We start from the raw sequence: 12,656 nt of genomic DNA, 5'->3' as shown, positions 1-12,656 counted from the left end.
GTTATGGGAATTAATTCCTCTCATGTGGTACGATTTAGGCATAAGGGAGGAAGTAAAAATATATCAGCGATTTTTGAAATATATCGACTTACCGACAAAAACTGACAACGATAGCAACTTAATAATAAAAAGAGGGTGTGCCAAAATTTTGGCACACCCTCTTTTTCATAACGATTAATGAATATCACGTTTCTTAAAGTTACCGCCTTTTACTTCTGCTACGTCATAAACTGTAATAAAGGCGTGTGGATCGATTTCATTAATAAGTTCTTTCATTTTACTTTCTTCTAAACGGTTAATTACACATGAAATTTCTTTAAACTTCTCTCTTGAATAACCACCGTATACTTCGTTATATGTTGCACTTCGGCCTAAACGATCGCGAATTGTTTCTACCATTAATTCAGGCTCTTTTGTAATAATTTTAAATGCTTTTGAACCACTTAAACCAACTTCAACGATATGAATCACTTTCGAAGCGATAAAGTAAGCAATTGCCGAAAGGATAGCTCCTTGCAGGCCGAATACCGTTGATACGAAAATAAATACGAACATGTTTAAGAATAAAATAAGGTCACTCGTTCCAAATGGTAACTTACGAGAAAGCAATACAGCAAGCATATCGATTCCATCTAATGCCCCACCGTTACGTAATGCTAGTCCCATACCAAAACCGATGATAATACCACCAACAACTGTAACTAATAATGTATCGCCTTCAATAATAGCTGGTATTCCGTGCATGACAACGGTACCTACTGCTAATGAAGCAATTCCGATAATAGAATAAATCGCAAAGCTTTTACCGATTTGCTTATACCCTAACCAAACGAAAGGAATGTTAATAACTGCGATTAGAGCTCCTAATGGCAATCCAAATAATCTTGAACTAACGATACTTAAACCAGTTACACCACCGTCTGATACGTTATTTGGAATTAATACTGCTTCTAATCCGTACGCTGTGATAAATGCCCCAATAATAATCATCAAAGCTTTTGAAGCAATTCTTAGCTTATTGGGCTTGTTTTTGATAATTTTCTCCATGTAATTTCCTCGTTTCAAACTAGTTTCTTATTTGTTACGTAATTCACACCTAAATTTTATTTTAACATTTAATTTGAAAAAATTCTCCTTTAATGGATGTATGCAGGGAATATTATCACCATATTATCTTTAAAATATTTTTGAAATCAGTATAAGAAATCCCATCCTTTCAAAGGATGGGATGCTATTAAGAAAATATAAAACTAAGTACTGATACGAATAAAGCGAAACCTAAAATAGTTCCACATATTTTCATATGGCGCTTGCGTCCCATTACGACAATCGCAACATATTCACGGATCATTGCGTTAGGCCAGTAATAAAATGCAGTTTTTGATCCGATTCCTTGGCTATTAAGACCGGCTTGTCTTGCATATATACCAGCACGGAAAAGGTGGAAATTATTCGTTGTAAAAATACTTTTATATTTACCTTCTGGTTTTAAAGAATCCATAATTTCTTTAGAGAACAGCATATTTTGATATGTGTTTACAGAGCGACTTTCCTGGACTGTATGTTCAAGAGGAATTCCTTTTTCAACAGCGTAACTTTGCATCGCTTCCGCTTCTGGAAGACCTTCATCTGGACCTTGTCCACCAGAAAAAATAATTGTTGGTGGTGTATTAACAGCGGCTTGTTTCCAATAGAAGTCAATCGCTTTATTAATGCGGCTTGCAAGTAAAGGTGGTACTTTATCATTAATTAAGCCGCTACCAAGAACGATGATGAAATCTTGATTACGTCTTGGTCTGTTGAATTGGTATAAAAAATATGCACTTAAGAAGTTAGATAAGTGTATAAAGAAATATATGCTTATAAGAGAAATAGCTGCAAAAATAGGCTCTAAATGCGATGAAACCAAACTTGCTGGATTTATAATAGGGAGTAACATAAAGAATAACATCCCTAAAGCAGCAAGGAGTGTTAAACAGTTAGTGAACCGTCGTCCTTCTCGCTTCATTAAAATTCTAGCATTAAGAAATAGCCCAAACATTAAAGCAACAATACCGAAAGGAAGCATAATGAGAAGTGCTAAAAAAGGTAAAAATATAATGTAGCGTAGGACATCACTATCTGAGTTCAATGATACAATCACACAAAAAAGAAGGAAAAAACAGATAAAGGCATTAAATAAAAAGCCGTTTATTATTTTTCGCGGATCTTTTAAATATGAGATAAGAAAAATAATAAATAATATAAGAGGAATAATTCCGAAATACATCATAAATATAGTACACCTCAACTTGTATAAGAATTTGACATACCTTTTATATTACATGATTTTATAAGTGAAAATGAAAGAAAAAGGATTTTGAATTTTCTCAATAAAATATATAGATACGTATGTTACAATATATTCAAAGCGATATATTAAAAGTAAAATGGTTGAAAAGGCACTCAGTAGAGTGCTTTTTCTTTTTGTATGCAATTGTGCATATTATATTTTTTTTCAAATGAAGAGGATTACAATATAAGTTGTAGACAGACTTTATAAAGCAGAATTTCATACAAACATTTCCCTCTACTTTTTGTATCTAACAATCGTATAACAATAAATAATTCTGTTTTATAGTGTCTGTTTTTGAAAGGTGTCTTTTTTGAAGGCACCTTTTTTTATTAGTATAGATAGTTTACACTGTTAGCATAGTGTAAACTATCTATACTAAACATTAGCAATCTTCCGTATAAATATTATCAATTTACTATATATTCCAGTGGTGTTAACCTACATATGAAAGGCTTTCTTTTTCAAAATATTACCCCTAATAAAATTTTGAAGAAGTCAACTGTCTCCAAACTTGTCTTTATGCTTAAAGAAAAAGCACTCAAATTGAGTGCTTTTTCTTATTGAAACATGCTATTTTTCTAGGCGATTTTCATAAAATAAAAGTAAAGAAATGAAAGTGGGTGACAAAATGCCGGCAGTTGTGGAAGGTGTTATTATTGAAAACTGCAATGGAACAATTAATGTAGGTGACAAATATAACGTACAGCCGATTGAAAAGACGAAGGCTTATAATGGATCGGGATCATCAAATACAGGAATGAAAGTACAAACGTTTAGCGGGATTAGTACAGCTGATGTATGGGATAATGATGCGAATGATCAGGGGATACAGTTTACTTTATAGTACAGTATGTAAAATTGCATAAAATGATGAAGTTGCCCTATGATACAATCTAGCTGTGAGCTGTTAATGATTCTTCTGTAGTATAGTTGTTAGATTAGAAATATAACATCTTATCGAAAATCATACGTATAAAAAAGACACTTCAAATGAAGTGTCTTTTTTTACCTTAGTGATACCCTTTAGCAGAGTCTTTATGAATTTTATTTTTAAATATACTGTAGCTCCAAAGCTGATATCCAATAACGATTGGTACCATGACCATTGCAACGAAGAACATAATTTTTAAGTTTAATTGACTACCAGCTGCGTTGTATAACGTTGTACTGTATGCATCGTTAATACGAGATGGTAACATTCTTGGGAACATACCTGCAAAGCCAGTTGTCATAAACATTGCGATTGTTAGGCAAACGAATGTGAATGCAAGGCCAATTTTATGTTTGTACACCATAATTAGTGCGAGTACACTCATTAGCATTGCAAGTACTGGAAGAATGAATAGTACCGGATATTCCGTAAAGTTTTGGAATAAGTTTGTTCGATTAGCAGTCGCTACATAGAAAATAGCTAAAATGATAGCAGCTGCCATTGAAAACGGTCTTGCGATTTTATAAGCACGGTCGGATACTTCACCAGTCGTTTTAATCATGACCCAAAGGGCACCGGATACGACAAATATAGCAGTGAAGAAAAGACCACCTAATATACCGTAATGGTTTAGTAAGCTAAGTAAATTTCCTTCATAGCCATTTTTTCCGATTTGTAGTCCGTAATACAAGTTAGCAAATGTAACACCGAATAAAAAGGCGATTAAGAAACTGCCAATTGCAAATGCCCATTTACAAGTTTTTTGCCAAATTGGTGAATCATCTTTATGCATGAATTCCAGTCCAGCGGCACGAGCAAATAGTGCAAGTAATACTAAGAATAACGGTGTATATAAATAACTAAACATATTAGCATATGTGACTGGGAAGGCAGCAAATGTTGCGCCACCAGCTGTAATTAACCATACTTCATTACCGCCCCAGAACGGGCCAATTGCTTCTTGTAATTGATTTCGTTCTTGTCGATCTTTCGTAACGAAAGGAAAAATCATTCCGTTACCAAGTGCATACCCGTCAAGAATGAAGTAAACTGTCCAAATCACGCCCCATAAACCGAACCAGATGATTGCAAGCATATCATGAGACATGAGCCACACCTCCCTCAGTAGCAGGTTCTTCTAATGCGGCAGGTCCTTTTTTCGCGAACTTCAGCATTAAGTATACGTCTGCGATTAAAAGTAAAGTGTAGAATAAAATTAAACTAATTAATGAGAACCAAATTTGCGGGACAGATATAGGCGATACAGATTCTGCTGTACGCATTAGTTTATATACTGTCCATGGTTGGCGACCTACTTCAGCGACAATCCATCCTGCGTTAATCGCAATATAAGGAAGTAAGACAGACCATATTGTAATTTTTAAATAACGTTTTGAGTTTTCTAGTTTTCCTTTTCGGTTTAAATAGAAGCCATACCAAGTTAATGCCATAAAGAACATACCGAGTGCAACCATTAAGCGGAAGCTATAATACACGAGGTTAACATTTGGACGTTCATCTTTCGGAATATCTTTTAAACCAACAATTTCGCCATCAAATGAATTTGTGTAGAAGAAGCTTCCGAGTTTTGGAATCGTAAGGAATTCAAAGTTCTTCTCATTTTTTACATCAGGAATTTGAACAATTGAGAAGCCTTGTCCTTTTCCAGTTTCCCAAACTGCTTCCATCGCAGCTCCTTTTGCGGGTTGATATTTAGCTGCTGATACACCAGATTGATGTCCCATAAACGGTGTAATTGTTGCGGCGAATAAGCCTAACATTAAGCCGAACTTAAATGATTTTTTGAAGAATTCAACTTCATTTTTACGTAATAAGTGATAGGAACTAATTGCCATAACGAAGAAAGCACCAACAATATAACAACCAACTACAGTATGGAAGAACATATTCCAAGCGTATGGATTCGTAACGAGTGCCCAGAAATCATTTAATTCAGCGCGGCCGTTACGTACTACGTAGCCAACAGGGTTTTGCATAAAGCCGTTTGCTGTAATAATCCAAAGGGCAGAAATGTTTGTTCCAAGTGCAACCATCCACATGCAGAAGGCACGGAACTTTGGTGAAATTTTGTCTTTACCGAATAACCATATTCCCATGAAAGTAGATTCTAAGAAGAAGGCAACAAGTGCTTCGATTGCGAGAGGTGATCCGAAAATGTCTCCCATATATTTGGAGTACTCAGACCAGTTTGTTCCAAATTGGAATTCCATCGTAATCCCGGTTATAATCCCCATTACGAAGTTAATTGTAAATAATTTACCCCAGAAATTTGCCATTTTGCGGTATGTTGGATTCAATGTGCGGGCGTATTGAGTTTCCATACATGCTACTAAAATGACAAGTCCGATTGTCAAAGGTACAAATAAAAAGTGATAAAAAATAGTAATTGCAAATTGAAAACGACTCAGTAACAGAACGTCGGACATAATGAATATTCACTCCTTTTTTACATTATCTACAATCAGTTTATAGTGAAAATACGTTTAAAGTATGTGAAACTTGTTACAAAGCTGTGTGTATATTTTGAAAGAATTATGTCGATTATCTGAAAATATCTTATTTTTACTATAAAGCGATATCCTTTTTGAGTTTTTCATATTTTGGTACACTATTTATGTAGTGTAAATGAGAGAAAAGAGGGTTCCTTACTATGAAGTCATTAGAAGAGATTTTGCAGTACAATGAGAAATTTGTTGAAGAGAAAAAATATGAAGAGTTTGTAGCGGGGAAATTTCCAAACAAAAAGATGGTAATTATTTCTTGTATGGATACACGACTTGTTGAACTATTACCGAAAGCGATGAATATGCGTAACGGTGATGTGAAAATTATTAAGGTAGCAGGCGCTGTTATTTCACATCCATTTGGAAGTATTATGCGTAGTATTTTAGTCGCTGTATACGAACTTGGCGCTGATGAAGTTTGTGTAGTTGGTCACCATGATTGTGGTATGGCAAAAATTCAAGCAAGCAGTACGATTGAGAAAATGAAAGAACGCGGTATAACAGAAGAGAAATTAGATATGCTTCGTTATTCTGGAATCGATTTAGAACAATTCTTGCGCGGTTTCTCTAGTGTGGAAGAAAGTGTAGAACATAGCGTATCAGTACTTCGCAACCACCCATTACTTCCGGAAGAAGTACCTGTTCACGGTCTTGTTATAGATCCTGATACAGGAAAATTAGATTTAGTTGTAAATGGTTACGACAATTAAGAATTTACTTTGTCATCCTTTTTATCTGGGACAGGATCAAATCCTCCCGGGTGGAAAGGGTGACATTTTAATATACGCTTACAAGTAAGCCAAAAGCCTTTGAATGCACCATGTTTTTGAAACGCCTCTAATCCGTAATGAGAACAAGTCGGATAAAAACGGCATGTTGGTGGTGTCATCGGAGAAATGAATTTTTGATAAAAGCGTATAATCCCAATAAAAATCTGTTTCATAACGGTCTCCTTTTCAGCATATTCTTAAAGTATTATAGCACGACTGTACATAATACTTTACTAATGTGCATTTCCGTTATATCATATTGGATATAACGGAATTAAATTAAAAGCGGGAGAGATGTTGTATGCCATCAGTAGAAAGCTTTGAATTAGATCATACGATTGTAAAGGCACCTTATGTAAGACATTGCGGAGTTCACAATGTAGGTAGTGACGGTATTGTAAATAAATTCGATATTCGTTTCTGCCAACCGAATAAACAAGCAATGAAACCAGATGTTATTCATACGTTAGAACATTTATTAGCATTTAATTTACGTAAATATATTGATCGTTATCCGCACTTTGATATTATCGATATTTCACCGATGGGCTGCCAAACAGGATATTATCTTGTAGTAAGCGGAACACCGACAGTACGAGAAATTATTGATTTATTAGAACTAACATTAAAAGATGCGGTTCAAATTACAGAAATTCCAGCTGCAAATGAAACACAATGTGGTCAAGCGAAGCTTCACGATTTAGAAGGAGCACAACGCTTAATGAACTTCTGGTTAAGCCAAGATAAAGATGAACTTGAGAAAGTGTTTGGATAAAAAGGAAAACTGCCTGTGAAAGGGCAGTTTTTTTATTGTACTAAGAGCGAACATACTCTTCTTTTTTATGAAAATATATTAGATACTCCAACATATAAAACAAAGGCAGAACCGAGAAAATAAACAAATGCTTTTGCTTTTTCCCGTTTCTTCATTTCATCAATTCCAAAAAGGATAAACATAATACTTAAAAGGATAAACACGTAAGGTAAAAGAATAGTGAAGTTTGCAAAGAAGCTAAATAGGGCGAGAGAAAGAGCGATAGTGGCGATTATAATTTGAATGTTTTTTAACATGGAATCCCCCTTAAGTAGAAAGAAATAGTTACTGAGAGAAAATAATTATAAATGCTAAATTGATCGAAATTTTATTCTACATGTAGCGAAAGAGTTTGATATTAAAAAGAAGAATATGAGACTAGAAACGAAAAAATACGGGATACTCATTAATTCCTAGAAGAATAAAGGAACAACTGAGAATAAATTGTACGTATGGGAGAAGTGAAAAATTATCGGTAAAATGGACATAAGTGCTTAGAGTGAGTAAGAGAAGCATGAAAAATGCTAAAAAAATCCGTAATATAGTTAGAGTTAGCATCGTATAGCCCCCTTTAGACCATTTACTAGAATATTTCTGTGAAACCAATAAATAAAGCAGCGGCTCCTGCTAGTAGAGCGAGCACACTACCTCCTGTTTGCTGTTTTAATATTTCCTCTAAACTTATGGTGAGGGCCATACCTCCTAAAAAGATGAACATATAAGGGATTATTTCTCTATTACCAGTAAAAAATCCATAGATTGCTATAGATAAGGCAATAAGTGATAAAGTAATCCGTCCCCCTTTTAGCATAAAAGACCTCCTCTATTTTATGTAGGTAATAATGAGAACAATCCAAATGAAAGCACCGGCAATAATACAAATAAGTCCAGTTGCTGATTCCCTTTTCTTTATTTGTTCAAATGCGATGAGAAACATTAAAGCCCCTAATAGAAATTGTGAAAGAGGTAAAGAATTATTTTGACCTGTATATAATCCAATTGCCGACATAACGCTCACAGTGAGTGCTACTATGATGCGAAGTATACGAAGCATATTAGGAATTCTCCTTATTCTTTTTTGTATAAGGATTGTCTTCTAGTTTATCGACGGAATGTTTATAAGCATAGCCTTTATTAATTGTCATGACGGAGAGTACGAGGATGATTAGGACGATGATAATACCGATAATTAATATTTTGAACATAAAATCCCTCCTTTTCTTTATTTTACATAATTTTGTAATTGATGAAAACAATAGAAAATAAAAGGATGAAAGAAGGGTGTTACATGGAGACGAAAAAAACATATTATATATCAATAGGAAACGGTCAAATTTCACAAGTGAAGACGGCGGATACGTATAATTTTGAGATTTCCGCAAATGATGAGGAAATTACGGAATTAAGAGAGCACTTTGATCAAGCATATGTAGAAGATTTAGGGTCATTTGTACGCTCCCACGTTCCATTTGTTGAGTATCATCACGATTCAAATAATGACCGATATGATGAACAACTACAAAAAGCATATAAAATGATTTACGATTTAGGAAATCATGAGACGAAAGAATTAGTCGCACAAATGGGAATAATCAATGGATTGTAATTGGATAATATTATGCAGAAAAGCGAGAATATGCTACAATTTGTGGTAGGAAAAACTTGTAACCATCAATAGGGGAGTAATGGCATGTACAAATTTAAAGATTATTACCACAACACTGTACAATTATCGTTTGAACGTTATCCATTTTCTCCTGAGCCAAAGCATGTTTGGGTTGTATGCCGGTACGGGGATCAATGGTTATTAACGCATCATTTACGTCGCGGTCTTGAATTTCCAGGTGGTAAAGTAGAACTAGGGGAAACACCGGAAGAAGCGGCAGTTCGAGAGGTTCATGAAGAAACCGGCGGCATAGTTTCTGATTTAACTTACTTAGGACAATACAAAGTATCTGGAAAAGACAAAATAATCATTAAAAACATTTATTTTGCAACAATTAGTGCGGTAGAAGAACATACGCATTACGAAGAAACGAAAGGGTCTGTTTTATTAAAAGACATTCCTGACAACATTAAAACGAATAGAAAATTTAGCTTTATAATGCGCGATGACGTATTAGCGCGTACGATGAAACATATAGAAGAAATCGGCTGTTTTACGAAGTAAAGTAGCCGGTTTCTTTTTTTGTATGTAAGAATAAATGTAAATATATCTTTACATTATTTTGGGTATATTATACAATTTTGTAAAGATATATTTACATTTTAGGAGGGGGAAGATGGATAAAAGAAAAGAAACGACTGTTACTGTTTCGATGGTTAAATTAAACTTTTCTTTATTTTTTATAATAATTGCTTTGTCGTTTGGAATTGGTTATTTGCATATATTTCTTTCAGGTGGGGTTCAAGTTGAAGTTACATTATTAACGATGTTTCTTTTTATTATCGCAATGATTGTTCTCGTTTGTATTCATGAAGCGATACATTTAATTGGCTTTCGCTATATCGGAGGTGTTCCGTGGAGTGAACTAAAATGGGGCGTTAATTGGAAATTAGGTGTTGCATATGCTCATTCTAAACAGGCGGTTACAGTAAAGCAAATGAAGAAAGTGTTAATGCTTCCGTTTTTACCAACTGGAATTTTGCCAATTGTATTGGGAGTAGCTATGAATCTGGAGCCACTCTCATTTTTAGGAATTCTACTAACAGCAGGTTGTATCGGTGACATTGCCTTATATCAAAAAGTTTCAAAGTTTCCAGATGATGCGCTAGTAAAAGATCATCCGAGTAAACCGCAGTTTACAGTATATGAATAATAAGAGGAGGCGTTTTTGAACAACTGCCTCCTCTTATTATTTTTTGTCGGTAAATCAATATATTGTGAAAATTGTTGATATAATTTAATTACTATTATTGTATTTTTATCTCCACCTCTAAAAACGAAAGCACCTCCAACAAATCATCTACGATACGTGAATGCTTAAAATCACCCCAAAACGAATCTTTTTTCCAAACACCAAGAATCCTTACTTGTTCAGAACCAAGCACATCGTTTTCTGGATGATCTCCAACATAAAGACATTCTTCTGCCTTAACATCTAGTCTTTGCAAAGCACGTTCGAAAATTTCAGGATGAGGTTTTTTAATTCCTTCAGCTTCTGAAACGAGAATGGTGTTTGTATACGTATGTATATGTAGTGCTCGAAGGTTGCTCATCTGAAATTCAGTAAAACCGTTTGTGATAATACCAATTTTAATGTTTCGCTGTTTTAACTGTTGAAGTAGTTCATGCGTGTTTTTGAAAGGAATACAATGATGTTGGAAGTTTGTAATATAGTCGTGTAGTAGTTGCTCTTACGTTAAAGTAGTAATGTTGTATTCGGAAAGGAGAGTAGCATATACTTTATCCTTCCACGTATAGCCATTATTATCGAGTTCAAGAAATCGAGAACAATACTTTGATTTCTCTATACTCTTCAAATGTGAGGCGAAGCGATTATATTGCTCACAAATAAATTGTTCTAAAGATTGGCGCCGATCTAATAGTGTTCCATCTAAGTCGAATAAGATTGCACGAATCATGAGAAGCCTCCTTGCAGTTTTTATAATTAATTATCGCATATTCGCAAAAAAATGATTATGATATTTTGTAGAATGGAATAATGGGGGATTGTATGAAGAAACTGTATGGCAAGTTAGTGTGTTGTATTATAGCAAGCGGTTTAGTTGCAGGATGCGATAGTGCTATCGAGGTTACAAAAGAAAAAGAAATTTGTAAAACAGAAGAAGAGTGTACGCAAATAGGAGATAAAACATTACAAAAAGTATATAAAAAGATAGAGGGACTTTCAGAACTTGAAAAAGTAGAAGATTATGACATAGAAGAGTATGAAAGTGTGAATATGAAAGAGGCGGAACAGAAAAAAGAAGAGGATGACAATTATTTCTTTTTAGCTTCTTATTATATCGATGGTGATGAAATTGTAGATCCTTATTTTGAGAAATTGGATCGTAAGAGATTGAATAAAGCTTTTGCAGATGACGAAGTAGCAAAAGATGATTTGTTAAGCCAACGGCAAGATAGAGAGTATCATGAAACTTTATGGGACATGTATCGCACTCTCATTCCAGTGAAATATCGTGAGAATATAACAGGGTTTGATCTAATAACGGATGGTGATGATGGCGTTGTTGCTCATGTCATGCCAAGTATGGATGACCCGAGAGATTGGTTGCTTAGTTTAGACGTGCTCGATTCTGGGGTGAATATAGATGAAGTGATGAAAACATTAATTCATGAAACGGCTCACGTATTAACGATTGGGCATAAACAAGTACCAGTGGATAGGAAATATTTAGAGGCGTTTGATGAAGAGAAAGACATTTCATCATATCGAAATAAATGTAAAACGGTGTTCTTGAAAAATGGATGTGCGAGAAAAACTTCGTATATTAACCAATTTTATAATGAATTTTGGAAACCAATTGAGCAAGAGTGGACAGAAAAGAAAGTAGAAGAAAGTGAAGAGGCACAAATTAAATTTTATAAAGAAAAGCATGATGATTTTGTATCGCTATATGGAACAACAAATGTAACGGAAGATATCGCAGATACATTTACAGCGTTCATTTTACAAGATTCAAAAAAAGTGAAAGAAGGAACAGAGTTAAAATATAAGAAAATTGCTTTCTTCTATCAGTTCCCTGAGCTTGTAAAAATGAGAGCGGAAGTGCTGTCAGGATTATATGATGTTTCGAAAACGATAGAACAACAAAGTGGAGACTAATGTGAGTTATGCTTTCGATATAGTTTCGTTAAAGAAAAGCGTGAAGAATTTTTAATTCTTTGCGTTTTTTCTTATGTTGATAAAATTGAAAATTATGTATTTTTATCAAAAAGAAGAAGGAACTGGAGGCACAAAAGAGAATTAGTATAAAAATGTCACAATTTAGACACAATTATAATGCGCGTGTTGTAGGGACTATAAGTTTACTCTCGAGGAGGTAATGAAACGTATGAAAACGATTCTTGCTGTTGCTGGTCTCATTTGGGTAATGTCTCACGGTTTTCCGATTTTTGAAGGGGAGCAAATTCGTAGTGCTTTGAATGAAAAGTTTAATGATTATCATGTGATAGATCGAAAAGATAATGTCGTTACAGTACGTGTGAAAGACTGTTTCCATACAGTTACGGTTGCGGATGGAAACATTACAAATGAAACGAAAATGTGTGATAAAAGGTAAAAGAAAGAAGCTGACTATAGCGCACTGTTTTGAG

At 34.4% G+C, this 12,656-nt stretch carries 17 protein-coding genes and 1 pseudogene; 8 read left to right on the top strand and 10 right to left on the bottom strand.

Annotated features, from left to right (window positions below):
• Positions 1–174: 174 nt before the first annotated feature.
• Entirely contained in the window at positions 175–1,047 is an 873-nt protein-coding gene (locus ACUN13_RS05475) for a YitT family protein (protein ID WP_000411246.1), read from the bottom strand.
• 187 nt (positions 1,048–1,234) lie between these two features.
• Positions 1,235–2,272, bottom strand: a complete 1,038-nt coding sequence (locus tag ACUN13_RS05470; RefSeq protein WP_445423712.1) for a YdcF family protein — start codon at positions 2,270–2,272, stop codon at positions 1,235–1,237.
• A 673-nt stretch (positions 2,273–2,945) separates the two neighbouring features.
• Here ACUN13_RS05470 and ACUN13_RS05465 point away from each other — a divergent pair.
• Positions 2,946–3,179 (top strand): spore germination protein, encoded by a 234-nt coding sequence (locus tag ACUN13_RS05465; protein ID WP_002001299.1) that lies wholly within the window; start codon positions 2,946–2,948, stop codon positions 3,177–3,179.
• 166 nt (positions 3,180–3,345) lie between these two features.
• Here ACUN13_RS05465 and cydB read toward each other — a convergent pair whose 3' ends face one another.
• Both cydB and cydA read right to left on the bottom strand, forming a co-directional pair.
• A complete protein-coding gene (gene cydB / locus ACUN13_RS05460; protein ID WP_000017662.1) occupies positions 3,346–4,374 on the bottom strand; it encodes a cytochrome d ubiquinol oxidase subunit II in 1,029 nt (342 codons plus the stop codon).
• Positions 4,364–5,713, bottom strand: coding sequence for a cytochrome ubiquinol oxidase subunit I (cydA, locus tag ACUN13_RS05455; RefSeq protein WP_445423711.1), 1,350 nt, complete (start codon positions 5,711–5,713; stop codon positions 4,364–4,366). The genes cydB and cydA overlap by 11 nt, the downstream gene beginning before the upstream one ends.
• Before the next feature lie 224 nt (positions 5,714–5,937).
• Here cydA and ACUN13_RS05450 point away from each other — a divergent pair, with 224 nt between their 5' ends.
• Positions 5,938–6,501, top strand: coding sequence for a beta-class carbonic anhydrase (locus ACUN13_RS05450; RefSeq protein ID WP_000838159.1), 564 nt, complete (start codon positions 5,938–5,940; stop codon positions 6,499–6,501).
• Here ACUN13_RS05450 and yidD read toward each other — a convergent pair.
• Positions 6,498–6,734, bottom strand: a complete 237-nt coding sequence (gene yidD / locus ACUN13_RS05445; RefSeq protein WP_000809330.1) for a membrane protein insertion efficiency factor YidD — start codon at positions 6,732–6,734, stop codon at positions 6,498–6,500. The genes ACUN13_RS05450 and yidD overlap by 4 nt on opposite strands.
• Positions 6,735–6,862: 128 nt before the next feature.
• Between yidD and luxS the strand changes: the two genes are divergently transcribed.
• Positions 6,863–7,336 carry an S-ribosylhomocysteine lyase LuxS gene (gene luxS / locus ACUN13_RS05440; RefSeq protein WP_001141371.1) on the top strand — a complete coding sequence of 158 codons (474 nt, stop codon included), beginning with the start codon at positions 6,863–6,865 and terminating at the stop codon, positions 7,334–7,336.
• Between the two features lie 65 nt (positions 7,337–7,401).
• Here the strand turns inward: luxS and ACUN13_RS05435 are convergent, their stop codons facing one another.
• The 4 genes from ACUN13_RS05435 to ytzI form a co-directional block, all read right to left on the bottom strand.
• The gene (locus ACUN13_RS05435; RefSeq protein WP_000916668.1) at positions 7,402–7,632 is read right to left on the bottom strand and encodes a YczI family protein; all 231 of its coding nucleotides are present in this window, start codon (positions 7,630–7,632) and stop codon (positions 7,402–7,404) included.
• Between the two features lie 326 nt (positions 7,633–7,958).
• The gene (locus ACUN13_RS05430; RefSeq protein ID WP_000911650.1) at positions 7,959–8,186 is read right to left on the bottom strand and encodes a DUF3953 domain-containing protein; all 228 of its coding nucleotides are present in this window, start codon (positions 8,184–8,186) and stop codon (positions 7,959–7,961) included.
• 12 nt (positions 8,187–8,198) lie between these two features.
• The gene (locus ACUN13_RS05425; RefSeq protein WP_088346549.1) at positions 8,199–8,429 is read right to left on the bottom strand and encodes a DUF3953 domain-containing protein; all 231 of its coding nucleotides are present in this window, start codon (positions 8,427–8,429) and stop codon (positions 8,199–8,201) included.
• A 1-nt stretch (position 8,430) separates the two neighbouring features.
• Positions 8,431–8,580, bottom strand: coding sequence for a YtzI protein (ytzI, locus tag ACUN13_RS05420; RefSeq protein WP_000472794.1), 150 nt, complete (start codon positions 8,578–8,580; stop codon positions 8,431–8,433).
• An 83-nt stretch (positions 8,581–8,663) separates the two neighbouring features.
• On the opposite strand from ytzI, the gene ACUN13_RS05415 reads away from it, so the two are divergent.
• From ACUN13_RS05415 to ACUN13_RS05405, 3 genes are all read left to right on the top strand, one after another.
• On the top strand, positions 8,664–8,981 hold the full coding sequence (locus tag ACUN13_RS05415; RefSeq protein ID WP_000448409.1) for a hypothetical protein: 318 nt from the start codon (positions 8,664–8,666) through the stop codon (positions 8,979–8,981).
• A gap of 84 nt (positions 8,982–9,065) precedes the next feature.
• Positions 9,066–9,545, top strand: coding sequence for an antimutator 8-oxo-(dGTP/GTP)ase (gene mutTA / locus ACUN13_RS05410; protein ID WP_000276385.1), 480 nt, complete (start codon positions 9,066–9,068; stop codon positions 9,543–9,545).
• A gap of 112 nt (positions 9,546–9,657) precedes the next feature.
• Entirely contained in the window at positions 9,658–10,194 is a 537-nt protein-coding gene (locus tag ACUN13_RS05405; RefSeq protein WP_025687315.1) for a DUF3267 domain-containing protein, read from the top strand.
• Positions 10,195–10,288: 94 nt separating this feature from the next.
• Here ACUN13_RS05405 and ACUN13_RS05400 read toward each other — a convergent pair.
• Positions 10,289–10,960 (bottom strand): annotated as a pseudogene (locus ACUN13_RS05400) (HAD family hydrolase).
• 92 nt (positions 10,961–11,052) lie between these two features.
• Here ACUN13_RS05400 and ACUN13_RS05395 point away from each other — a divergent pair.
• Positions 11,053–12,165, top strand: a complete 1,113-nt coding sequence (locus ACUN13_RS05395) for a recombinase family protein (RefSeq protein WP_445423710.1) — start codon at positions 11,053–11,055, stop codon at positions 12,163–12,165.
• 229 nt (positions 12,166–12,394) lie between these two features.
• Positions 12,395–12,622, top strand: a complete 228-nt coding sequence (locus ACUN13_RS05390; RefSeq protein WP_000849112.1) for a hypothetical protein — start codon at positions 12,395–12,397, stop codon at positions 12,620–12,622.
• Positions 12,623–12,656 lie beyond the last annotated feature (34 nt).

This window comes from Bacillus cereus group sp. Bce041 (assembly GCF_052646455.1).
This window is presented reverse-complemented; position numbering and strand designations above follow the sequence as displayed.